The organism is Kitasatospora sp. NPDC056800 (assembly GCF_042789775.1).
GTDB lineage: Bacteria > Actinomycetota > Actinomycetes > Streptomycetales > Streptomycetaceae > Kitasatospora.
Map to the genome: position 1 here is coordinate 1 of NZ_JBHUAL010000170.1, position 21640 is coordinate 21640.

General features: G+C 72.3%; 20 protein-coding genes and 1 pseudogene. 9 read left to right on the forward strand and 12 right to left on the reverse strand.

Annotation, left to right across the window (positions count from 1 at the left end; all coding sequences use genetic code 11):
- Positions 1-133 precede the first annotated feature (133 nt).
- Both secD and ACFRQN_RS29915 read right to left on the reverse strand, forming a co-directional pair.
- Positions 134-2467 (reverse strand): protein translocase subunit SecD, encoded by a 2334-nt coding sequence (gene secD / locus ACFRQN_RS29910; RefSeq protein WP_380743346.1) that lies wholly within the window; start codon positions 2465-2467, stop codon positions 134-136.
- Between the two features lie 177 nt (positions 2468-2644).
- The gene (locus ACFRQN_RS29915) at positions 2645-3079 is read right to left on the reverse strand and encodes a hypothetical protein (protein WP_380743348.1); all 435 of its coding nucleotides are present in this window, start codon (positions 3077-3079) and stop codon (positions 2645-2647) included.
- 520 nt (positions 3080-3599) lie between these two features.
- Between ACFRQN_RS29915 and ACFRQN_RS29920 the strand changes: the two genes are divergently transcribed.
- Positions 3600-4388 (forward strand): TIGR04222 domain-containing membrane protein, encoded by a 789-nt coding sequence (locus tag ACFRQN_RS29920; RefSeq protein WP_380743350.1) that lies wholly within the window; start codon positions 3600-3602, stop codon positions 4386-4388.
- 246 nt (positions 4389-4634) lie between these two features.
- Here ACFRQN_RS29920 and ACFRQN_RS29925 read toward each other — a convergent pair whose 3' ends face one another.
- From ACFRQN_RS29925 to ACFRQN_RS29940, 4 genes are all read right to left on the reverse strand, one after another.
- Positions 4635-5207, reverse strand: a complete 573-nt coding sequence (locus ACFRQN_RS29925; RefSeq protein ID WP_380743352.1) for a hypothetical protein — start codon at positions 5205-5207, stop codon at positions 4635-4637.
- A gap of 52 nt (positions 5208-5259) precedes the next feature.
- Positions 5260-6666: a hypothetical protein gene (locus ACFRQN_RS29930; RefSeq protein ID WP_380743354.1), complete on the reverse strand. Its 1407-nt coding sequence runs from the start codon at positions 6664-6666 to the stop codon at positions 5260-5262.
- A gap of 17 nt (positions 6667-6683) precedes the next feature.
- Positions 6684-7010, reverse strand: coding sequence for a hypothetical protein (locus ACFRQN_RS29935; RefSeq protein WP_380743356.1), 327 nt, complete (start codon positions 7008-7010; stop codon positions 6684-6686).
- A gap of 565 nt (positions 7011-7575) precedes the next feature.
- Positions 7576-7785, reverse strand: coding sequence for a hypothetical protein (locus ACFRQN_RS29940; protein WP_380743358.1), 210 nt, complete (start codon positions 7783-7785; stop codon positions 7576-7578).
- 454 nt (positions 7786-8239) lie between these two features.
- Here ACFRQN_RS29940 and ACFRQN_RS29945 point away from each other — a divergent pair, with 454 nt between their 5' ends.
- The 4 genes from ACFRQN_RS29945 to ACFRQN_RS29960 all read left to right on the forward strand — a co-directional run bounded on the left by ACFRQN_RS29945 (position 8240) and on the right by ACFRQN_RS29960 (position 13032).
- Positions 8240-8668, forward strand: a complete 429-nt coding sequence (locus ACFRQN_RS29945) for a peptidase inhibitor family I36 protein (protein ID WP_380743360.1) — start codon at positions 8240-8242, stop codon at positions 8666-8668.
- A gap of 716 nt (positions 8669-9384) precedes the next feature.
- Positions 9385-10026, forward strand: a complete 642-nt coding sequence (locus ACFRQN_RS29950; RefSeq protein ID WP_380743362.1) for a transglycosylase family protein — start codon at positions 9385-9387, stop codon at positions 10024-10026.
- Between the two features lie 237 nt (positions 10027-10263).
- The gene (locus tag ACFRQN_RS29955; RefSeq protein ID WP_143204586.1) at positions 10264-12420 is read left to right on the forward strand and encodes an NACHT domain-containing protein; all 2157 of its coding nucleotides are present in this window, start codon (positions 10264-10266) and stop codon (positions 12418-12420) included.
- Between the two features lie 75 nt (positions 12421-12495).
- Entirely contained in the window at positions 12496-13032 is a 537-nt protein-coding gene (locus ACFRQN_RS29960) for a DUF4240 domain-containing protein (RefSeq protein ID WP_380743364.1), read from the forward strand.
- Between the two features lie 216 nt (positions 13033-13248).
- On the opposite strand, the gene ACFRQN_RS29965 is transcribed toward ACFRQN_RS29960, so the two are convergent.
- Both ACFRQN_RS29965 and ACFRQN_RS29970 read right to left on the reverse strand, forming a co-directional pair.
- On the reverse strand, positions 13249-13824 hold the full coding sequence (locus tag ACFRQN_RS29965; RefSeq protein WP_380743366.1) for an RICIN domain-containing protein: 576 nt from the start codon (positions 13822-13824) through the stop codon (positions 13249-13251).
- Between the two features lie 33 nt (positions 13825-13857).
- Complete coding sequence (locus ACFRQN_RS29970; RefSeq protein WP_147409029.1) at positions 13858-14499, reverse strand: hypothetical protein; 642 nt, start codon at positions 14497-14499, stop codon at positions 13858-13860.
- Positions 14500-14863: 364 nt separating this feature from the next.
- Here ACFRQN_RS29970 and ACFRQN_RS29975 point away from each other — a divergent pair, with 364 nt between their 5' ends.
- Positions 14864-15769: a S41 family peptidase gene (locus ACFRQN_RS29975; RefSeq protein WP_380743368.1), complete on the forward strand. Its 906-nt coding sequence runs from the start codon at positions 14864-14866 to the stop codon at positions 15767-15769.
- A gap of 43 nt (positions 15770-15812) precedes the next feature.
- Here ACFRQN_RS29975 and ACFRQN_RS29980 read toward each other — a convergent pair whose 3' ends face one another.
- Entirely contained in the window at positions 15813-17075 is a 1263-nt protein-coding gene (locus ACFRQN_RS29980; RefSeq protein WP_380743370.1) for a beta-ketoacyl-[acyl-carrier-protein] synthase family protein, read from the reverse strand.
- A 68-nt stretch (positions 17076-17143) separates the two neighbouring features.
- Between ACFRQN_RS29980 and ACFRQN_RS29985 the strand changes: the two genes are divergently transcribed.
- Both ACFRQN_RS29985 and ACFRQN_RS29990 read left to right on the forward strand, forming a co-directional pair.
- Complete coding sequence (locus ACFRQN_RS29985; RefSeq protein WP_380743372.1) at positions 17144-17809, forward strand: TetR/AcrR family transcriptional regulator C-terminal domain-containing protein; 666 nt, start codon at positions 17144-17146, stop codon at positions 17807-17809.
- Positions 17810-17893: 84 nt separating this feature from the next.
- Entirely contained in the window at positions 17894-18124 is a 231-nt protein-coding gene (locus ACFRQN_RS29990) for an SMI1/KNR4 family protein (protein WP_380743374.1), read from the forward strand.
- 188 nt (positions 18125-18312) lie between these two features.
- Here ACFRQN_RS29990 and ACFRQN_RS29995 read toward each other — a convergent pair whose 3' ends face one another.
- The 3 genes from ACFRQN_RS29995 to ACFRQN_RS30005 form a co-directional block, all read right to left on the reverse strand.
- Positions 18313-19473 carry a hypothetical protein gene (locus ACFRQN_RS29995; RefSeq protein ID WP_380743376.1) on the reverse strand — a complete coding sequence of 387 codons (1161 nt, stop codon included), beginning with the start codon at positions 19471-19473 and terminating at the stop codon, positions 18313-18315.
- 593 nt (positions 19474-20066) lie between these two features.
- A complete protein-coding gene (locus ACFRQN_RS30000) occupies positions 20067-20354 on the reverse strand; it encodes a hypothetical protein (protein ID WP_380743378.1) in 288 nt (95 codons plus the stop codon).
- A 208-nt stretch (positions 20355-20562) separates the two neighbouring features.
- The gene (locus ACFRQN_RS30005; protein ID WP_143204584.1) at positions 20563-21087 is read right to left on the reverse strand and encodes an RICIN domain-containing protein; all 525 of its coding nucleotides are present in this window, start codon (positions 21085-21087) and stop codon (positions 20563-20565) included.
- A gap of 366 nt (positions 21088-21453) precedes the next feature.
- Here ACFRQN_RS30005 and ACFRQN_RS30010 point away from each other — a divergent pair.
- Positions 21454-21640 (forward strand): annotated as a pseudogene (locus ACFRQN_RS30010) (hypothetical protein); the annotation flags it as partial.

Genomic DNA, 21640 nt, shown 5'->3' on the forward strand with positions numbered 1-21640 from the left:
TCCCCTTTTTTTTTGTGTCTGGGGGGCTGGTTTTTGTTAAAAACAGCCCGCCCCCTGCCCGCCCGCCGGCGGGCCCCCCGCGGGCGGCCGGCCGGTCGCGGAACGTACGGCCTCCCCGCCGAACCGGCGTCGCTCAGACCACCGCCCCGTTGTGGTCGCGCGCCCGGGCCGTGCCCGCCGCGTGAGGCGCCGGTGCCTCCCCGGCCTCCTGCGGCCGGTCCGGGAACCGTTCCTGGAGCAGGACGACCACCGGCATCGCGGTGAACACCGTCGACGCGGTGCCCAGCAGGACCCCGGCCAGCAGCGCCACCGAGAAGTCGGCGAGCGAGTCGCCGCCGAAGGCCGCCAGGGCCACCAGGACGAACAGCGCCCCCATGCCGGTGTTCACCGTCCGAGGGAGGGTCTGCGCCACGGCGCGGTCCGCGAGATCCGCCCAGTTCGCCTTCGTCCCGGTCCGGCGCAGCTCGCGCAGCCGGTCCAGGACCACCACCGTGTCGTTGACCGAGTACCCGACGATGGTGAGCAGCGCGGCGAGGAAGACGCTGTCCACCGGCTTGCCCAGCCAGGCGAAGAGGCCGAGGACGAGCAGCAGGTCCTGCGCCATCGCGATCACCGCGGCCGCCGCGAAGGCCCACCGGAAGCGGATCGTGAGGTAGAGCAGTTGGGCGGCGACCGCGAGCCCGAGCGCGGCCAGCGCGTAGCCGCGCAGCTCGCTGCCGAGGCTCGGCCCGATCAGCTCGTCGCGCTCCACGGACAGCTCGCCGGTGACGCCGGTGAGTGCCTCCCGGATGCGCTGCTGCTGGTCGTCGCCGGTCTCCTTGGTGCGGACGGACACCCCGGTGTCGCCGGTGGTCTGAACCACGGCCTGCGGGAACCCGGCGCCGACCACCGCCGCGCGGGCGGCGTCCGCGTCGACCCGCTGCGCGGCGGTGTACTGCGCCACCCGGCCGCCGGTGAACTCGACGCCGAAGTCCAGGCCGCGCCCGCCGATCCCGGCCACGGCGAGCAGCAGCAGCCCGGCGCAGACGCCCAGCCAGCGCCGCCGGTGGCGCATCAGCCGGGGCGGCCGCCGGGTCAGCCGGGTCCGGAGCCGGCCGACGGTGGCCATGCCGGTCAGGGCGGGCCGCCGGGCGACGGCGGGCCGGCGCACCGCCCACTCGGCGAGCAGCCGGGTGATCAGCATGGCCGAGAACATCGAGGCCAGCACGCCGATCGAGAGCGTCACCCCGAAGCCCTTGACCGGGCCGGTGGCGAACACGAAGAGCAGACCGGCGGCGAGCAGCGTCGTCACGTTGGAGTCGGCCACCGCGCTCCATGCCTTCGCGAACCCGACGCGCAGCGGGCGCCGAAGGTCCCGTTCCCTGCCGGGGCCGGCCGCGCGTGGAGCGGTGTACTCCTCCCTGGCCCGTTCGAAGACCAGCACGTTGGCGTCCACCGCCATGCCGATGGCGAGCACGAAGCCGGCCAGCCCGGGCAGGGTGAGCGTCGCGCCGAGCGCGACCACGGCGGCGTACGAGATCAGTCCGTAGAGGGCGAGGGCGACGGTGGCCAGCACACCGAGCAGGCGGTACACCGTGATGACGAAGGCCCCGGTGCACAGCAGGCCGATGGCCGCGGCCAGGGCGCTGGCCCGAATCGCCTCGGCGCCGAGGGTGGGGCCGACGGTGCTCTGCTCGATCACCGTCACCGGGACGGGCAGGGCACCGCCCTTGACCAGGGCGGCGAGATCGCGGGCCTCGTCGGCCGAGAATCCGCCGGTGATCTGGGTCGAACCACCGGTGATCCCCTGCCCGCAGGGCACGCTGTCCTGGACGCCAGGGGCGGACAGGACGCGGTCGTCGAGCACGATGGCGACCCGGCGGGCGGGGTCGGCCGGCGCGGCGCACGCGGCTTCCCCGGTGAGCCGGGCCCAGGCGTCGCCGGCCGAGCCGCGGAAGGAGAGGTCGATGCTCCAGCCGAGGCCCGTCCGGGTGTCGAGGACGGCCGAGGCGTCCTTGACGCCGTCGCCGGTCAGCACCGGCGGACCCAGCCGCAGGTGGCCACCGGGGAGTCCGGGATCGGCGAGGACCCGGGAGCCGTCCGCCGCCGGGGGCCCGGCCGGGCCGTCAGCGGTCGCGGTGACGGCGTGGAAGGTGAGCTGGGCGGTGCGGCCGATGACCCCGGCGGCCTCGCGGGGGTCCTGGACGCCGGGGAGTTCGACGACGATGCGCCGCTCCCCGGCGCGGGCGAGCGAGGGTTCGGCGACACCGAGACCGTCGACCCGGCGGCGCAGCACCTCCAGCGCCCGGTCGGTGGCGTCCGCGTCGGCGCGGACAGTGGGCGAGTCCTGGGTCTCCAGGACGATCCGGGTGCCGCCGCGCAGGTCGAGCCCGAGGCGGGGCGGGGTGGTCAGGGCGACGTAGAACGAGACGCCGACGACGGCGAGCGCGACGAGCGCGCGCCAGAACGCGGCACGGCGAATAGGCATGGGTACTCCACGGGCGGTCCGCGGGAGCCGGGCGTCCGCAGGGGGACGCCGCACCCGGGACGGGCGGACGCGAGGGGACGGCGCGCCGCCGGGAACGCTCCGGGCACGGTGGCCGGAGCCCTCCCGTCCGGGCCGCGGGCAGGCCGCGGCACCCGGATCGGCGGGCGCGGTGGAACGTCAGCTGGACCGGGTGGAAGGGGGACCGCGGGTGTGGCGGGGGTCGTAGCGATCGGACGGCGGCGCCCGCTCCTGGCGCGGCCCCGGGGCGTACATCCCGGGCCGGGGCCGGGGGGCGTCCGTCCGGCCGGACGGGAGCGCGACCGGCGGCAGCGCGGGCAGCCGGACACCGGCCTCGGCGGCGGCCGTCTGCCGCTGGGCGACGTCGTGGCGGGGGCGGTCCGCAGCGCGCCGGACCTCCGCGCCCGCCGGGCCGAGCCGTACGACGGCGGGGGCCGCCGGGGCGGCGACGGCGGGCGGCGTGCCGGGGGCCGGCTGCGCCGCGCCCGTCGCCGTGGCCGTCGTCGTGCCGAGGAGGACCTGGCAGACGGCCCAGGCCGCGAGGAACGCCCAGGACAGCGCGGCCGCCGCGGTCCGACGTACCCGTCGCTCCACTCCGACCCCCTCCCCGCTCGTGCCGTCACCAGGCCCCGCCCGCAAGAAGCTCTCACTGTAGGCGACGACACCGTCGTGCGGGGAGGCCAGGGCGGCGGAGCGGCCCGGCCGAGGCCGGGGTCACGGTCCGGCGGGGACCTGCGCGTTGGCGTGAGGGCGCCCTCCCGAAGGACGGAGCCCTTGAGCCGGCGTCCTTGATCCGGCGTCCGCGGATCGGTGCCGCCGGCCGAGGAAGTAGCCGATCTCCAGCGTGCACCCGCCGTACGATCGCTCGCTCCGCCTGCGCGGGGAGGCCCGAACCGAGGACGTCGACCCCTTGGACTTCCACGCGTCCGCCTCGCCCATGGACAGACGAAGGCCGTCGGCACGCTCGACGGGATCGCCGTTCGCGCTCTCATCGCGCTCCGGCGGCATGGCGGTCGGGCTGGTCGGCCGCTTGGCGTCGCCTTCCCGCTCTGTCATCCTGCGGGAACGGTGGCCGGGGGAGGGCCGTCGGGTGGTCCGTGCTTCAGGGGGTTTGATGGGATCGGTCGGTGTGGTGTGCGCGGTGGCCGCGCTCCTCGGGGCGGCGCTGCTGCGATGGCAGCCGGCCCGGGGGAGGGCTGACGGCCTGACAGCCGCGGCGATCGCGGGGGTACGTGGGGGGTCGAAGGCCGCACTGGTGGTGGCCGTCGTCGAGCTGCACCTCGCGGGGGTGCTCGACACCGACCGACGGGGCCGCCTGCGGCGGGTGGTGCACGCCCACTCAGGGCAGGACGCAACTCCACTGCACCGGGCAGCGCGGACGGCGTTCGGCCGGGACCTGTCCTGGGCCGACGCCGTGACCACCCCACCTGTGCGGCGGGCCCACGAGGAGACCCGCACCGACCTGGTCCGCCGCGGCCTGCGCTGCGGTCCGGCCCGGCTGGCCACATCCAGCGTGCTGGCTGCGGCCACGTGCGCCACGGGCGCGTTCGCCACCGCCCGGGGCGCCTGGTGGACAGGACTGCCCATGACCGTACTCCCGCTCATGCTGCTCTGCGCTCCGGCCCGCACCCTCGCCGGACACAGGCTGCTCCGCGAGCTGCGCCGCCGGCACCCCCTGAACGGGGCGGCGACATCAGGTGGCACACCATCGGAGCCTGACGGGGCAGGACTGTTGACCGCGCTGTACGGACGCCGGGCGCTGCGCCTGCTGCTGCCGGACTTCGCCGCCCGGGCCGCGCTCCTCGGCGGGCGCGGGGCCCGGGAGACCGTCGCCCGCACCGGCAGCGACTACGGCCCGTACGAGGGGTCCGGCGACGCCGCGATCTACGGCGGCGACCTCTGATCTCGGGTGACCCCGAATGCCGCTGCCGGTACAGGCGCCCGTCGGCGGAATGCGGCTCAGCACCGCTGCCGGGCCCTCCCGCCGCGGTGCGCGCCAGCGCGGACCTGTGGCCCGCCGGTCCGCACACCGCACCGACCACGACGCCCCATCGGCCCCGCCAGTGCGGAGGCTTGCCTGCGGCCTTCTCCGCACCGCATGTGGCTCATGCGGCCCGATCCTGTCAACAGCCGGTGGTGGCAGGTGTGTTCAGCAGGGGACGGCCTGGGCGCCGATGAGGCCCTGGCCGGTGGCGGCGGCTCTTCGCCAGACCGGTACGAGGTCGTCGAGCAGGGCGGCGGCGTCCTCTTCCGAGACTTCGTCCAGGATGTCGTACAGGCGCTGCTCCACGGTGCTGCGCTGGTCGGGTGTCAGGTCGAGTGCGGCCTGGACGGCGGGGAGCGTGGCGCGGACCTCCTGCGGGGTGAGGACGAAGTGGCCGAACCAGCCGGGCAGGGCGAGGAACCGCTCGGCTCGGAGCGCGTGGGCGAGGCCGACGGCGGGGTAGCCCTTGCGGCAGGAGGACTCCAGGAACGGGCCGGCCGCCTCGTGGGTGCCCCAGATCCCGAAGAGCACGTCGAGATGGTCGTCGAGGAGGTAGGGGGCGGCCAGGTCGTGGAGCTCCGTCACGTCCGGTCGTCCCGGGCTTTCGTGGCGCCACCGCTCCAGCCCCTCGCGGCCTGCCGCCGCCTGGGCGTCGATCAGGGGCGTGAACACCGGGGCCACGTCGGCGACCACGTCGACGGGCACCGGCATCACGACCCAGTACCCCCTGAAGCTCATACCGCGAGGATAGGCGGACCGTGTGACACCCGGGCCGGTGTTCCGGAGGCCGTTAGCGGCGGCCGACGATGGCGTTGGCGGCGGTGTGGCGGGAGGACGGGTCGTCGGGGCCGCCCGGTGTCCTGGCGACGATGGAGTCGGGGGTGAAGTTCCACCCGGGCTTGCCCGTGTCGGCGAGGGGGGTGCTGGCGACGGCGAACCCGGAGCCGTCGGCGGGGGCGGCGACCTCGCTCAGGGTGGCGTTGCCGTCGCGGTGGGAGGCCCGCAGTCCGTTGTACGTGCCGTGGATGGTCTGGCCGCCGTCGCGCAGCGGGCTGAGTGAGGCGGTGGGGGTCTGGTACGGGTCGCCGGCCGGGCCGAGGTTCGTGAAGACGATGCTCGCGGTCGGTTTCGTCGGGTCCGCCTTCCCGGCTGCGACGGCCAGGTTGCGTGCGGCGGCGGCGTCCGCGGGAAGGGTCCCCACCGCGGGGTCGGGCGGGACGTAGGCGGCGATGTGGGTGGCGGTGTCGGGGTTGCCGTAGGCGAGGACGGCGCCCGGGACGTGGGACACCGAGCGGGGGTCGTCCACGCTGAGCAGGAGCTGGGGCGGTACGCCGGGGGTGTCGATCTGCTTCTGGAGGGCGTCGAGGCCGTCCAGGTTCGCCTGGGTGATGTTCTGCGAAGGGGGGCCGGTGAGTTCTCGCGCCATCTCCTCGCGGAGCTGGGGCAGCCAGGCCCGGTTGGCCTGGTCACGGACCTCGGCGGGCACGCCGTCCAGGGACCCGATCCAGCCGGGGCGGTCCTGGATGAGCTGCTGCCGGGTGGCCTCGGGCAGGGAGTCCCACCACGCCCGGTTGGATTCGGGGTTGCCGCCGCCGCTCCCTACGCCGCCGCCCGGCATCCGGTCGAGTTCGGCGACGGCCTTGGTGATCTCGGCGACCTTCTCCGGGTAGTAGTCCCCGTCCTGCTTGGCGATGTAGTCGAAGGCGGCCAGGGCCCGGGCGAGCCGGTCGTCGTCGCCCCGGGCGGAGGTGCACAGGGCGTCGATGTCCGTCACGAGGCGGTCCCGGGCGGCCTCCACCTCCTTGCGCCACTCGGGGTCGTTGCGGGAGTGCTGGTCGGGCGGCAGGACGCGCACCACCGGTGTGGCGTTCACGTCGGCGGCGACGATCTCCAGGCAGTTGCCGGTCGCCCGCGTGATGAGCGTCTGCTGGCGTGCCTGCAGGAGGAGGACGCTGTCGATGCCGTCGGTCAGCATCCGGCGCAGGTCCTCGATGAACTGGTCGACGAGCAGCAGTTGGTTGGTGCGGTTCTGGAGCGCGGTGGTGGTCGCGTCCGAGGCCTGGCCGTGCCAGGACGAGGAGGCGAGGGTGCGCTGCATCGTCTGCCAGGCGGTGACCTGCTGCTTGTACCTGCCCTCGAAGGTCGTCAGGACCTGGACGGCCGTCCTGAGCGTGCCGACATCGGCTTCCTTGATCATTCCCCAGTAGTGCGGCATCAGCCCTGCCCCCCTGTCCCGGTCTGCGCACCGGCGCCGTCGACCGTCGAGGCGGCGCCGTTGTCCGTGTTCTCGTAACTCCTGGCGATGATGGACAGGTTGCCGGCCGCCTCCGCCAGGGTTCTGGTGGTGATGCGGTCGATGTGCTCGCCCAGGTCGTGGAGGGCGGCCTGGGCCGCTCCTTCGAAAGACCAGTTCGGCAGGCCCAGGACCGGCGGCGTGTGGCCGAACGCCTCCGCCCAGTCCTGCTGGATGCCCTTCGCCACCGCGTAGCCGCTCTTCGACGCGTCGCGCAGGTCCTGCGGATTCACTCGGAACCCTGCCATCGTCTCAGCCCCCTCAGACACACCAGTTGCGTGATCGAACCGCCGCCCAGCGTAAACGACGAGCCCGAACAAGCCCAACACACCAGAGTTTTGACGGACAGTCGGAATAGGTGCCATCCATCGTCCCCGGGGTCCGACTGCGGGATCGAGCCCCGGGTGGCACTCGGGCTCCCGACCACTGCCACCCGGCCTCGGCCCTTCGAGGTGGCGTACGACCCGGTCATCGAGCAGATCGTCCCCCGGTTCGATGATGTGCTCCAAGGACTTGGTCGTCGACGCCGTCGAGACGATCCGCCCCGCCGACCACCACCGGCCTGCACACGAGCTGATCCACTGCGCGGTCCTCGACCTGTATGCCCGCGGTGACCCGGCCGACGAGGGCGCCGATGCCCCTGGTGACGAGTCGGTCGTCGGCATGGGCCGTAGTCCCAGTAGCGGTCCGGGTAGTCCCCGCAGGGAAACTGCTGGACCTGCAGGCCTTCCTCCCGGCCCCTGCGATTGTCCGTGACTTCGACCAGCTCACCGCGGACAATCCCGGAGGCGGCTAGGGCGGGAACCATCCGGCTCACACTTCCCGGAGCTGGCCGATCAGGGCCGCCCGCGCCGTCACCAGCTCGGCCTCCAGCCGCCGCAGCACCGCCAGGTGCGCCCGTACCCCGTCCGCCACCACCGGCTCGGTGCCCGGCTCCAGGCCGTCGTCCGTCCGGGCCCGCAGACGCTCCTGATCGACCAGCGGCCCGACGGCGTCCTGCTCCGACCGCGCTGCCTGCCGCACCTCGTGGGCGCTCTGCCTGGTGGGACCGTACCTCGGCCAGACAACGCGTCGCCTCCCGCAGCCGGGACTACCGGAGCTCCGCCAGGCCCCGTCGACGGCCGGCTGCCACGCGGCCGGACCCGGTCCCATGGCCGTGTCCGCGGCCAAGCCGGGTTGTCCGCCGCTCACCTGGGTCTCGGCCAGTTCTTGTAGATGGACAATCCAACAGGCCGCAGTGTGGAGCCACCACCGGCACTTCGGACAACGTGGAAGGTCCTGCGGTACGGCCGGCTCCGCCTACGAACGGGGCCGACCGCACCGCGAACGGCCCGACGCCACGGGGGAGTGACGAGCACCGCGGGCCCGCCGCATCGGCGACACCGTTCGACAGGAGCCGGGGCCCCGCTCGGATCGTCCGGAGCACCGCGTGTGAACAGCGCTCCCAACCGCAAGACCGACAGGAATGAGGAAACACATGCGCAAGCACTTCGCCCTGGCCGCGGCCAGCGCGGTCCTGATGCTCGCCTCCGCGACCGGCACCGCCACGGCCCAGGCCGCCGTCGGAGAGCGGAGCGGCTCCCCCACCGTGATCTACCCGATCGCCGTCAGCGGCGACTCCCTGGCCACGGTGTGGGACAACTGCCTGCACACCCAGGCGTGCCTGTTCACCGACACCAACGGCGGCGGCCTGATCTGGGAGGTGCCCAGCGCCGGGTCCTTCAAGCTCGCCAACTACGGTTTGGACAACAAGGTGAGCTCCTTCTGGAACCGCAGTGGCGGCACCCTGAGCCTGTTCGACGGCTCCGACTTCACCGGATACCTGGTCGGATCCGGCCCGTTCGGCTCACCGGTGAACGTCCCGTGGGGGGTGAACGACAGGGCGAGCTCCATCACGCTCTACTAGCCCGTTGCGAACGTGTTGGTCACGGCCACGCTTCGAGGGCCGTGACCAGCACTGCCACTTCCTGCGTTTCCTGCGACTCATGGCGGAGGCGGCCGAGGGACCGAGAGCCATGGCCCATGGGAAGAGTCCTGTCCTGGTGTTCCACATGATCTTCGCGTGGAACACCAGGGCAATGAGCGGACGCCGTACGCTCACGGCCCGGCGTCCCCGGCATCACCTGCCCGGTGGTGCACATCCTCAAGGTCCGACCACGCGTCCGGTACGGGCCGGCTGTACGTCAACGGCCGCCCGCTGAACCGCTGGTGCGCCGAGCAACCGCGCGAGCAGGTGCCGGAGCCGGCCTCGGACGGCGACCGCCTTCAGGCGATGCTCGCGAGTGGCTGGACTCCCCGGCTGGAGACCGCGCCCTGGCCTGGTCGGCGTGCCCCGCATCGACCCCGTTTCGCCCGCCGCACCACTCCGTTGCCACCACACCGTCAGTCCGCACCAGCCTTCCCCGCCGTGGATCACGAGTGGCCCACCCGGACGGCACGAGGAGGCGCTCCGGGCCCGCTCGGGCGATCGCCCGGCCCGGTGGCCCGGTCGCGCGTTCGAGTGGTGTCGAGCCGCCGGTCGAGCGAGATCGGCGCTGCGCTCCTGCTCGTCGAGGGCGTCAGGTGCATGGGTGGGAGGGGCACTTCGGTGCCCGGTCCCTGTTCCCGGAGTACGGAGCGTTCATGTCACCGCTGTCCGTGGCCCGTCGCCTGGTCGTCGTTCTGCTGTCCCTGCTCGCCGTCGCCATCGCCGGCGGTACGGCAACAGCGTCCGCCGCCGCGGCGAGTGCGGGGGTCCGAACGGGAGTGGACTGGGATGCCGTCGCCAGGTGCGAGAGCGGAGGGCGCTGGCAGGCCGACACCGGCAACGGCTACTACGGGGGGCTGCAGTTCGACAGCGGGACCTGGCGCTCGAACGGCGGTCTCGCCTACGCGCCGCGCGCGGACCGGGCGACCCGCGAACAGCAGATCGCCGTGGCCGAACACCTCGCCGAGCGCCGCGGCCTGACCCCGTGGCCGGCCTGCGGAGCCCGTGCCGCACACAGCGGCGACCACCCGGCCGCTCACACCGGCAGCCACCGGCCGGTGCACACCCGGCCTCATGCCTCCGCCACCCCGCCATCCCACGCCGACGCTCCGGTCTGCACGGACGACGACGAGGACTGCCCGGACACCTGGACCGTGGAACCCGGCGACACCCTCGGCGGCATCGCCGAGGCCTTCGTCACGGACGGCGGCTGGCCCGCCCTCTACGAACTCAACCAGGACACCATCGGCGACGACCCCGACCTGCTCCTGCCCGGCCAGGTCCTCGCACTGCGCTGACGCCCGTCGGCGGAGCGGGCCCGTACGAGCGGCGGCTCGCTGATCAGGATCAGGCCCGTTCCCCTCCGCCGACCTCGTCGAGGTGTGCGGCGACGACCAGGGGAGACCACAAAGTGACCCGCTTCTGATCCGCCGTACGTGGTCCTCGTTTCACCCGTTGCCGACAATCGTCACTGACCCCTGATGCAGGATGTGGTCATGAAGCATCGGTGGCGTGCCGGAGTAGCATCAGCGGTGGTGTTCAGCATTGCGGTGTGCTTGATCGGCCTGTGGTGGACGGTAGTTGAGTTGCCGAAGGCGAAGGCGGACTCCGATCCGGCGGGAGTGCTGGCCCTCCTGCCCAGCCTGGTGGGCGTGGTCCTCGGGGGATGGGGAGCATGGGCGGGGATCAGGGCCCTACAGGACCAGCAGACGGCCCCGGCGATCGCGGAGAAGCTCGCCGGACGGGTGGCCGAAACGGAAGGCGAGCAGTACCAGCAGTTGCTGGGCAGTGGACGGGCAGCACCGGACGGACGGATCGACCTCCCCTTCGCGGCTACCGGGACGGGGGGTTCACGCGCCGACGGAACGTTGGAGGGGATCGCCGACTACTACCGGGCCCTGCGCCCTGGGCGGGTGGTCATCACCGGTACACCGTCCACCAACCCGGGCGGGCAGAGCAGCGGGGACGCGGGAACGGGCAAGACCGTGCTCGCGCTGTCCCTGATCCTGGGCTTGGCGCGGGAACGTTCCCCGCTGGATCCGGTGCCGGTACGACTGACCGCGGCGTCCTGGCCCGGCACCGAGGTACGGGACTGGCTCCGGACACACCTGACCGACGTCTACCGTCTTTCCCGCCGTGAAGCCGCCCGCCTGGTGGCCGCCAACCTCGTCCTGCCGGTCGTCGACGGCCTGGACGAGATGGACCCGGGCTCGGCCCCCGGCTACGGTTCACGCGCCGCCGCCCTCCTCGCCTGCGTCAACCGGTTCGGGCACGGTGGCGCACACTGCCCGGTCGTCGTGACCTGTCGGCACGCCCACTACCAGGCCCTGGTGGAGGAAGAGGCGGAGCCCGGAATCTGGGCACACATCGCCGTGGCCCGCGTCGACGCCTCCCGTGCTCGCAGCTACCTGTCGCAACGCGTCGCCAACAGGGAGCGGAGCCGGGCCCGTTGGCAGCCGGTCCTCTCCGCCCTCGACACGGTGGCGGCGGGCCCGGCCGACACCGTGCCGCCGGAATACACCCTGCTGGCCGACGCATTGGACACGCCCTGGCGACTCACCCTGGCCGCCACCGTCTTCCAGGAGCGCGCCGCCGACGGACGGTACCTGCGTGACCCCGCCCAACTCCTCGCGCTGGCTGCGAACGGGCAGTTGTACGAGTACCTCCTGGACCACTACATCGGTGCCGCCGTGGCCGCTTCCCACCGCGGGGCGGCCGACACGTCCCGGCCGTCGAGCAGCGACAGCCCTCCACGGCTGGATGCCGCCACCACCTGGCGCTGCCTCGCCTTCCTCGCCCGCTACCTCAACGACAACGGCGGCCCGGGAGGCGGCTCACCCCGGCGCGTCGCAGGACGGGCGCTGAGCAGCACCGACCTGGTCCTCCACGAACTGTGGCCCCTGGGCGGGAAGCACCGGACACGGTTGACCGAAGGCGTTCTGGCCGTGGCGGCGCCACTTGCTCTGGTCAGTCTTGCCTGGCAGGTGGCATGGCCGTGGCTGTACTTCCCTGTTCTCGCCCTGCTCTACCGCCCGGCATGGCCGAAGCCACGGCGAATCGACCTCGGCCGTCTTCGCACCCTGGCGGGCCGACGCGCTCTCACGCTGGGGGCCACGGTCGGCTCCGCGATCGCTTTCCTGATCAGTTTCGGTCTGGTCTATGCGAAGGGCGGCCTCCACGGCAACCTCAAAGACCCTCTGGTGTTCTGCCTAGCCGTCGGGCTTGCGACCGGGCTCCCGATCGGCCTCGCACGCGGACTCATGATCAAGCACGAGCGAGTGGGAGTGCTTCCGCGTCGCCTCATCCGCATGGACCTCACCGCCGCCCTTGTGTTCGGCCCCGTGACAGGGATTGGCGCCCCGCTCGTGTTCGGGCTCGTAGGTTTCCTCGTACACGCCGCCACTGACGGACTCGATTCTTCGAGGTTCGAGGTTCTGTTGATGTCCCTCGCCGGATTGGTCATCGGGATCTTCATATTCGCCATCCCTGCTGCGGGTGGCTCGGCAGCCTTGCGGTACTTCGCGTTCCTCCTGCACACGCGCAGGAAGCTGCCCTGGCGGCTGGGCCGCTTCCTCGACGCCTGCTACGAACTCGGCATCCTGCGCCTGTCCGGGACCGCATGGCAGTTCCGCCACCGTGAACTCCAGGACCACCTCGCCACCCGCGCCATGCCATCATCACCCAGCCCGTGAAGGAGCGGTCCGTCGCGGCGGGCACGCTCCGTCTCCGGGCCGTGCTGTCAGAGCCCGGTGCGATGCTCAACCACCATGGACACCCAGCAGTTCTGGAACCTGATCGAGGATGCCCGCTCGCGAGTGCCGGCCCCGGACAACGGCCACGCTGTTGCGATCCGGGCCGGCGCGCTACTCGCGCTTCGCCCCGCCGGGGAGATCGTCGCCGCCGAGCAGGTCCTGCGGAACCTGATGGCCGACTCGTACCGGGCTCCGCTGTGGGGCGCCGCCTACCTGATCAACGGCGGTTGCTCCGACGACGGTTTCGACTACTTCCGGGGTTGGCTGATCACACAGGGCCGCACGACCTTCGACAGCGTCATCACCGACCCGGACCGGCTCGCCGCGCTCCCGGCCGTACAGGCGTACGCCGCCGACGGGATCGACATCGAATGCGAAGAAGCCCTGAGCATCGCCTGGAGCGCTTACCGGGAAGCCACCGGTGAAGACCTCCCCGACGAGGCCCTCACCGTTCCGTACCCGCCGCTGGACCCGGCCTGGAACTTCGACTTCGGCGACGGTGACCAGCTGAGCCGACGGCTGCCACGCCTGGCGGCGTTGTATTCGGAGTGACGAAGCAGACAGCGCGGCGCCGCTCGAGGTCCGAGCCGACGGGCCGCCTCCCGTGGGCTACTGGATGCTCCAGCGGTGCGGATGTCCGGGATCGTTCGGGCAGGTGAAGATGTTGAGTTCGCCGAATCGGCCGACGGTGATTCCGGTGCAGCCCGTGGGGACCTTCCGGCCGGGTTCCGTTGCCGGAAGGCCCCCACGGATGGTCGGGGCGGGTGCCTACCAGACCTTGTGGAGCTCGAACAGGTCGGCCTTGAAGGAGCCCTGGGTGACGTGGGATCCGGAGTTGGAGCCGTCCACCGAGAGCCAGCGGTTGCTGTGCTTGGCCATGATCGCCTTCAGGTTGGTGCCCGGCACCGGCTGGATGAAGAAGATCTCGCTCTGCGAGTAGTTGCAGGGCTCGTCGATCAGCCAGTTGCCGTCGTCGGTCATGGCCCGGTCGATGCCGAGGCACCAGTGGCGCGCATGGTCCATCAGCTTGTAGTACTTACCGTCGGTCCGGGTCGGATTGTTCTCGCCGCACAGTGTCCACTGCTGGTGGGCGGCGTCCTGCCACGGCTCCTGGATGATCGAGCCGTTGTCCCACGACGCATGGGACCAGCCGAGCACCATCCGGTCGCTCGCATAGGTGTACGGGGTGAAGATGCGGTACCCGCCGCTCTCGCAGGTGAAGCCGTCCAGCGGATTCGCCGCGTGCGCGGCCGGCGCCGCGACGGTCAGCAGTGAGCCGACGAAGGCGACGCTGCCGAGCACGGCTCCGAGTCGGCGGGTGGAGCGCTTGCCGGACTTCGCCATGGTCTTCCCTCCTGGGTGGGACGCGGTCACGGGTCAGTGCTTGCAGAGTTCGAGGCGGGCCGCCTCGCGGACGGTCCCGGCCGGCTCGGGGTACGAGCAGAGCACCACGCCCTCGCTCGCCGCCCCGTACGTCGTGTAGTAGCCGGTGCCGTTCGGGTTGGCTTTGATCCAGTACCCGGTGCCCTGGCCCGAGCGGGCGCACAGGTAGCGGGTCCACTCGCCGTCGACGCGCAGGAACCCGCGGAAGATCCCGTAGTTGCCCGGCGCGTTGATGTTCACCGTCCGGGAGGTGTCCGTGGTCCGGGTGTTGGCCCGGCTGGTCTCGACCTGGAATCCGGTCTTGAGGCCGACCTGCCCCAGGGCGGAGCTGTAGCTGAGGTTGAAATCGGCACTGTTGTTGATCTTGGTGGTGATCATCGCCACCTGGGTGAGCCGTTGCTGCTGCTGCCCCGTCGTCCCGGGGACGACGTTGAAGGACGTGAACTCGGTGACCACCGGGGTGACGGTGGCCGTCACGATGTCGTCCCAGACCTGCTCGATCTCGGGGTTGCAGGTGGCGCGCGGCGGCGCGTCGGCCTGCGCGGGGGCGGCGGTGAGGCCCAACCCGGCGACGGCGAAGAGGGCGGCCAACCCCGAGGTGAAGACGGTCCGTCGACGCCTGGGTGATGCTGTCATGAGGAGATCCCTCCGGTAGGGGGAATGGTTCCGGTCCGACCTCCCGGAAGCCTCGCGCGCGGCCTGACGCCCTGTCCATCCGAGATATCTAGGGGGGTCCTGCGCACACGATGGTTTTCGGCCGGGCGGGACCCGGCGGGCCTGCGGGACGGCATCGGGGATCGGCAGCGGCGGTCGAGGCGGGGCTCCCAGCCGTCGCCGCTCGCCGGTTCGTGGGGTAGGAATGGGGCCTGTACGAACCGGGGGAGGGGTGCGGATGAGAGCGGCGCGAATCGCCGTGGTGGTGGCGGGCGCGGTGGCGCTGGTCGCGGGGTGCGCTTCGGGAGGTTCGGGAGGTTCGGGGGGATCCGGGGAGTCCGGGGGGATGTCGGCGCAGGCGCACGGCTACCTGTCGGAGGCGTTGGACCTGTTGCAGCGGGAGTCGTTGAACACCGCGACGGTGGACTGGCCGAAGCTGCGGGGCGAGGCGTTCGCGCGGGCGGCCGGGGCACGGACGACGGCCGACACCCATCGGGCGGTCGGCGGCGCGGTGGCGGCGCTCGGGGACGGCCACAGCCGGTTCTACCCGCCCGGCGAGGCGGCGGCCGTGGACGCCGACCCCGTGACGGTCGACGCCCCGACGGTCGAACAACTTCCCGGCGGCATCGCCAGGTTGAACCTTCCGGCGGTGAACGGCTCGGAGCGCACCTACGCCGAGTACGTCGCCCGCGGCCGCTCTGCCGTCGCCGGGGCGAGCACCTGCGGCTGGGTGGTGGACCTCCGCCGGGAGAGCGGCGGCGGGATGTGGGCGCCGCTGGCCGTGGCGGCTCCGCTGCTCGGGGACGGTCCGGTGGGGGCCTTCGTCACGGCGGACGGCACCCGCAGCGTCTGGTCGGTGCGCGGGGGCGTGCCGTTCCTGGACGGGTCCCCGCAGGCGGAGCCCCCCGGGGCCGGCGCGGACGCGTGGCCGAGCGCGCCCGTCGCCGTCCTCACCAGCCCGGGGACGGGCAGCGCGGGCGAGGCCGTCGCCATCGCGTTCATCGGCCGCCCGGACACCCGTAGCTTCGGCGCGCGCACCTACGGGGTGCCCACCGGCAACGCCGCGCACCGGTTGTCGGACGGTGCGGTCGTCCTGCTCACGGGCGCCGCCGAGGCGGACCGCACGGGCCGGATCCACGCGGGGCCGATCGAGCCGGACGAGCCCGTGGACACCCGTAAGGAGGGGGATCCGTCACTCGCCGCCGCGACCGGCTGGCTCGGGCGGCAGGCGTCCTGCCGGAGCACCCCGTAGTACCCCGTTGTCCCGTGGCAGCCGGAGCGATCGTCCGTGTCCGTCATGGCGCGGCCGGGGCCGTACGGGACGCGCGGTGCCGTGCGCCGGTGACGACGAGGGAGACGTTCTGCCCGCCGAAGCCGAAGGAGTTGCTGAGCACGGCCTCCTGGGGGACGTCCCGTCGCTCCGCGACGACGTCGAGACCGATGTCGGGGCCGATGCCGGCCGCGGTGAGGTTGCGGGTCGGCGGGATGACGCCGTGCTCCACGCTGAGGACGGCGATGAGCGCCTCGATCGCGCCGGCGGCGCCGAAGAGGTGGCCGAGCGCGGCCTTGGGGGCCGTGACGGTGGCGCGGCCGAAGACCTCCCTGATCGCGTGCGCCTCGGCGGCGTCGCCGACCGGCGTTCCGGTGGCGTGGGCGTTGATGTGACCGATCTGCCCGGGAGTCAGACCGGCTTGGGCGAGGGCCTTGCGCATGGCGGAGACCTGACCGGCGCCGTCGGGGGCGGGCGCCGTGATGTGGTGGGCGTCGGCGGCGATGCCGGCGCCCGCGAGCACCGCGTGGACGCGCGCGCCCCGGGCGGCGGCGTGCTCGGCGCTTTCGAGCACCAGGACGGCGGCGCCTTCACTGAGGACGAATCCGCTGCGGTCCGCCGCGAACGGCCGGGACGCCGAGGCGGGATCGGCGGTGTGCCCCGACAGTGCCTGGGCCCGGGCGAACCCGGCGACGGTGATCGGGGTGGTCGCGGCCTCGGTCCCGCCCGCGATGACCACGTCCGCCTCGCCGGCCCGGATGAGACGGGCCGCCAGCGCGATCGCCTCGGCCCCGGAGGAGCACGCCGAGACGGGCGTGTAGACCCCGGCCCGCGCGCCGTACTCGATGCTGATCAGTGCCGCCGCCGCATTGGGCATGAGCATCGGCACCGTACGGGGTGAGACGCGCCGGGCTCCGGCCGTCTCCAGGACGTCGTCCTCCCTCAGCAGCGTGCCCACGCCGCCGATGCCCGTGCCGATCGCCGAGGCGAGCCGGTCCGGGTCCACCTCCGGGGCTCCGGCATCGGCCCAGGCCTGGGCCGCCGCGGTGAGGGCCGCCTGCTGCGAGCGGTCGAGCCGCCTCGCCTGTACCGGCGGCAGCAACGTGGCGGGGTCCACCGCCATCGTCCCCGCGACGGTGTCGGGGAGGCCGAGTCCCTCGTGGGCGCGCAGGACGCCCCCGCGGATGCCCGACTCTCCGGCGAGCAGGGCCTCCCAGGTGGACGCCGCGTCGGCCCCGAGCGGGGTGATCGCGCCGAGTCCGGTCACGACGACTTCGGTCCGGTGCATGCTCCTCAGCCTTTCTTGTATGCGATACAAGTGAATGCGGGGCAAGTTGTATCACATACAATTCCGGGATGGAGAACGAGCGAGTGGAGAAGGAGCGCGTGGAGGAGCCGGAGCGCGTGGAGAAGAAGCGAACCGGAGCCCGACCGGCCCCGGGCCGCTCGCGGGACCGCGGTCGCGCGACGAGGACCCGGCTGATCGAGGCGACCGCGGAGCTCTGCAAGGAGCGGCCCGGCGCCGAGCTGAGCGTCGCGGAGATCGCGAACGCGGCAGGCGTCTTCCCCAACCAGGTCACCTACCACTTTGGTTCCAAGGACTCACTGCTCGTGCACGCCGCCTTCCTCGGCCTGCTGCACGACGCCCGACGGATCGAGCGCATCGGCCGCCAGGCCCCCGACGCGGCGACGTTCCGGCGCAACATCGCCCGCGCCGTCCTGGCCATGCCCTCGCTCCCGTCCGTCACGCGGGCACTCGCCGCCGGGATCTCCAAGCCCGAACTCGCCCCCGTGGTCGACCGGCACCTCCAGCTGCTGTTCCGGCAGTCCGAACGCTTCGTCGGCCAACTCGTCGACAGCCGCGGCTGGGCGGCCCGCCGACCGCTCGCCGTGGAGGCCAGGACGTTCTGGAGCACCGCGCTCGGCGCCGTGCTGCTCGTCCGCGCCGGAGCGCACGGCACCGTCGCCGACCTCGACCTCGCCGGATCACTGACCATCCACGACGAGCCCGGTCCCGGCTGAGCGGGCGTGTCGTCCGGGACGGCTACGCTTCCGGACCATGTGGAGACAAGCAGCCCGCGAGGAACTACCTCCGAGCTCAGGCAGTTGCTGCTGGAGAGCAACGGAATCGTCGGGCGGACCAGCGTGGACACCGTCTGGACCGTCGAGCAGAACCTCCACTTCCGTACGGACGGTTCCTTCGCCCGGCTGTCCATGCCGTTCGACGCACTCCTGTTCTTCGGGGACAACGGTGGCGGCGACCAGTTCGCCTTCGTGCGGACGCCGCGGAGGCCGGACGTCTTCGTCTGGGAACACGAGACCGACAGCCGCCGCTGAGTGGCCGGCGGTCTCCGGGACTACCTCGGACGCTCACTCGCCGACGGCGGAGACGACTGGTACCGGTAGCCCTCCGGCTCACCGGGACATCGGCGTCCCGGCGCCTCTTCTCCAACGCCACCGCCCCGGCCTCCCGAGTGGTGGGAGGCCGGGGCGGTGGTGCGGTGCGGGTGCGCGGGTGCGCGGTGTCAGCGCGCGTCGCGCAGGAAGACGGACCGCTGGACGGACTGGTGGCCGTTCGACTCCGCGCTCACCCGGATGTCCACGTCGGCGCCGTACTTCGGGGCCTCCTTGAACGTGGCCCGGAAGGTGTACTCGACCGTGTTGCCGTCGCGGACGCCCGGTACGTTCGGGTCGACCGTGACCAGGCCGCACTCGTCCTTCAGCTCGACCGGCTTCCACACGTCGCCGACCCGGGCCTCCACCGTGACGTTGTTCGGGGTCGGCCCCTCGGAGCTCCAGACGGTCACCCGGGGGCGCAGGCCCGCGGTGCCGTCCGGCGAGGAGACCCGGAAGCTGAACGGGATCGGGTCCGTGGTGATCACGCCCTTGGCCGGCGGCATCACCGAGAGCATCTCCGGGCTGTGGCTGTCGACGACCGTGGCGTTCAGCTCGGCCTTCGCCATGTCCAGGTAGTTCTTGGAGTGCGGCACGGGGGCGTCCGCCTCGATCGTGATCTGCCCCGGGCGGTTGGTCAGGGACAACCGCATCCGGAACTCGATGGTCCGGCTCTCGCCGGCGGCCAGGGTGAAGGCCGCGTCGTCGGCGGTACCCGCGTAGTCCATCCCGCCGCCCTGGCTGAGGTGGTCCAGCGTCTTCCAGCCGGAGGCGTCCTTGCGCTCCAGGGTGCCGTCCGCCATCGCGAGCACCATGGTGCAGGGCGCGCCCTCGTACTGCTGGGTGGCCACCACCGGGGCCACGCTGCGGGTGCCGGTGGCGTCGTTGTTCTTCCAGGTGACGGTGAAGGGGACCAGGTCGTTCAGCCCGATCTTCCCGCCCTCGCTCAGGCCGCCGAAGGTGATGCCGATACCGCTTCCGCCGGAGGGGGCGGGGGCCTTCGGCGCGGTGGGCTTGGCCGCGGCCTTCGCGGCGGCCTTGACGTCGGTCTTGGCCGTTGCGGCCCCGGCGGCGGGGGCCTGCCCGGCCGGGGTGGCGGCGGCCGGGGCGGGGGCGGTCGGGACGGCGCCCGCACCGGGGGTGGCCGAGGAGGTGGTGGCCGGGGCGGAGGCGGGAGCGGAGGCGGCGACGGAGGCCCCGCCCTCGGTCGGGCCGCAGGCGGTGACGCCGACGGCGGCGACAACGGCCAGCGGGACGATCTTCGCAATACGGGCGATAACGGACGCGTTCATGTGACAGTCCCCCCAAGGACATGGTGATGGTGGTGATCGAATGAGCGGGCGCCTACTGTCACGCCCCGAGGAGTCGGCCCGAGCCCCCCGGCTCCGCCGGCTCGCTCTCCCCGCCTCTCACCCTGATAGACGTCCATCCCGCCGGGGGGTTGCAGCCGGGTTCGAAGAAATTTTTCGCGGCCCCGCACCCGCCCCCGCCTCTGGACCGAGGGCGGCGTCCAACGCCCCGGCCCGCGACGCGTTCACGCAGGTCCTGGACGCGGTGCGAGCGGAGCCCGGCGCCGACCCGGCTGCCGCCACCGCCATCCAACAGCCTGTGCGAGTTCGCCCTGACCAACCCTGCCGGGGGCCATCCGCCCAAGCACGGCGGTGAGTTCACCTTCGGCGCCCCCGGCACCCGGGGCGACGGGCAGGCTGTCACCGCCACCGCGCCCCACCGCCGTATGGAGGTCCTATGTCAGCCGGAGCACCGGAGCCTCTTCCGGTCTCTGAGCCTCATCGATGACCGGGTCAAGTCTCGACGCCAACGGTTCCGGAACGCGCTCGCCCGGCGCCTCCCTGCGGGACGCCGGGCGAGCACCTGGCCCCGAGGCTCAGTAGACCCGGTCGCACCGCTGGGAGCCGTAGCCGAAGCTCCCGTCCGGATGCTTGTACATCATCTGGACGCACACGAGGCCCGCGCCACGGCCGCCGAAGGTACTCGTGTTCTCGAAGTCGTACCACCGCTTGGTCTCGGTGTCGGCGTGGAGCCCCGGGCCGCTGAAAGCGAAGAAGCCCTCGAAGGTGGAGGCGCCGGCGGCCGAACTGCGCTTGTAGGCATGCGTTGCGTACCCGTCAGGGCCGCCGGTGACGAACAGGCACACCAGTTCGGTGCACTGCATGGACTCCGCCTGGGCCGGAGCGGACAGTAGCCCGACCGAGGACACCGCAACCAGTCCCGCCGCGGCCAGGCCGCTCTTCAACCTGGTTGACCACTGACGGAGGGCTGTTCGGGATGATCCAGTGCGCATCGCTCGTCGTCCTCTCCTGGACCCGGCACCGCAGTACCGGGAGGAAAGCCCTGCCTCGACGCGAAACAGGGCTCGGATCCTAGAAGTTGATGAATCGCCACCGCTGATCGGCAGGAGGGTTGGTGCTGTAGTCGCAGGTGGCCTGCAGGATCGGGACGTTCAGGTTCGTGTTCTGGGGGACCAGGCACGTGCCTGTCGCCCTGTTCACGAGACGCTTCCACTGCGGGTCGGCCGCATTGATGGTGTCGATGTACCAGTCGGCATCCGCTCCGGCGGCCCCGCAGTCTATCTGGCGTGCCTCTTGTTGGGATCGTGCGAGCAGGCAGAGCCGACTGTTCACGTTGGCGAGGAAGTAATAGTTCTCGCCGAGGTACTGGTGCTTCTCCCACTTCTGGTCCGCATACCCGGCACACTCCACCTGTGCGAGGCCGGTCTCGCTTCCATGGCCGGGCCCGAGAATGCACCGCTCACTGTTGTAGTTCTGGATGTTGTACGGGGTCCAGGACGACACAGCCGCCGGAGCGGCAGCGGTCGTGCCGGGAACGCCGAGGACCGCCAGTGCCCCTGAACCGAATACTGCCAGTACCGCCGTGAGTCTCTTCATGACGTACCCCTTTCGGAAGGAAATCCGCCCGCCCGGCACGCCCGCGGAACCCGTCCGGTGCCCTTCCGGCACCGCGGAACCGTCCTTCGTAGCCGCCTCATCGAGCACGGGGCTTGCCGGGCCATGGGCAGTCTCTCCGGGAACTCAAGGGAATCCCAAGGCGCAATCAGGCCAACGTGACAAGTCCTTTGCTTACGTTTCGGAATGACACCCAATCCCCGTGGGATGCAAAGTGGACCGAACCAGCGGGAGTAAGAGGCGGTGCAGGCGGCAGCCGTATGCGTGGCGCGCGATCAGCGTCCTGAGTAGACCCCGTTGGACCCCGGCACACGTGGTGGCGCCGCACGCCGCCGATCATCCGGTGAGGGCGCACTGCGTCAGTTCGCCCTGGCGAACTCCAGTCACCCGAACCACACGGTCCAGAGCCGTGTGCCGCCCGCCTGTCTACGGTGGCGCGACGCCAACGCCCGCCACCACGACGTCCCGGCCGCCCAAACGCAAGGGGCGAGCCCGCATCCGCGGCGAGGACGGGCCTGCGCCGGGGCGGCAGGCC

What these genes read in the sequence shown, in the direction of transcription:
- ACFRQN_RS29995 (WP_380743376.1), bottom strand. Translation starts at nt 19,473, where the DNA reads ATGAACGCGTCCGTTATCGCCCGTATTGCGAAGATCGTCCCGCTGGCC.
- secD (WP_380743346.1), bottom strand. Translation starts at nt 2,467, where the DNA reads ATGCCTATTCGCCGTGCCGCGTTCTGGCGCGCGCTCGTCGCGCTCGCC.
- ACFRQN_RS30005 (WP_143204584.1), bottom strand. Translation starts at nt 21,087, where the DNA reads ATGAAGAGACTCACGGCGGTACTGGCAGTATTCGGTTCAGGGGCACTG.
- ACFRQN_RS29960 (WP_380743364.1), top strand. Translation starts at nt 12,496, where the DNA reads ATGGACACCCAGCAGTTCTGGAACCTGATCGAGGATGCCCGCTCGCGA.
- ACFRQN_RS29975 (WP_380743368.1), top strand. Translation starts at nt 14,864, where the DNA reads ATGTCGGCGCAGGCGCACGGCTACCTGTCGGAGGCGTTGGACCTGTTG.
- ACFRQN_RS29970 (WP_147409029.1), bottom strand. Translation starts at nt 14,499, where the DNA reads ATGACAGCATCACCCAGGCGTCGACGGACCGTCTTCACCTCGGGGTTG.
- ACFRQN_RS29920 (WP_380743350.1), top strand. Translation starts at nt 3,600, where the DNA reads ATGGGATCGGTCGGTGTGGTGTGCGCGGTGGCCGCGCTCCTCGGGGCG.
- ACFRQN_RS30000 (WP_380743378.1), bottom strand. Translation starts at nt 20,354, where the DNA reads ATGCAGTGCACCGAACTGGTGTGCCTGTTCGTCACCGGCGGCCCTGAC.
- ACFRQN_RS29925 (WP_380743352.1), bottom strand. Translation starts at nt 5,207, where the DNA reads ATGAGCTTCAGGGGGTACTGGGTCGTGATGCCGGTGCCCGTCGACGTG.
- ACFRQN_RS29950 (WP_380743362.1), top strand. Translation starts at nt 9,385, where the DNA reads ATGTCACCGCTGTCCGTGGCCCGTCGCCTGGTCGTCGTTCTGCTGTCC.
- ACFRQN_RS29945 (WP_380743360.1), top strand. Translation starts at nt 8,240, where the DNA reads ATGCGCAAGCACTTCGCCCTGGCCGCGGCCAGCGCGGTCCTGATGCTC.
- ACFRQN_RS29980 (WP_380743370.1), bottom strand. Translation starts at nt 17,075, where the DNA reads ATGCACCGGACCGAAGTCGTCGTGACCGGACTCGGCGCGATCACCCCG.
- ACFRQN_RS29935 (WP_380743356.1), bottom strand. Translation starts at nt 7,010, where the DNA reads ATGGCAGGGTTCCGAGTGAATCCGCAGGACCTGCGCGACGCGTCGAAG.
- ACFRQN_RS29985 (WP_380743372.1), top strand. Translation starts at nt 17,144, where the DNA reads ATGGAGAACGAGCGAGTGGAGAAGGAGCGCGTGGAGGAGCCGGAGCGC.
- ACFRQN_RS29965 (WP_380743366.1), bottom strand. Translation starts at nt 13,824, where the DNA reads ATGGCGAAGTCCGGCAAGCGCTCCACCCGCCGACTCGGAGCCGTGCTC.
- ACFRQN_RS29930 (WP_380743354.1), bottom strand. Translation starts at nt 6,666, where the DNA reads ATGATCAAGGAAGCCGATGTCGGCACGCTCAGGACGGCCGTCCAGGTC.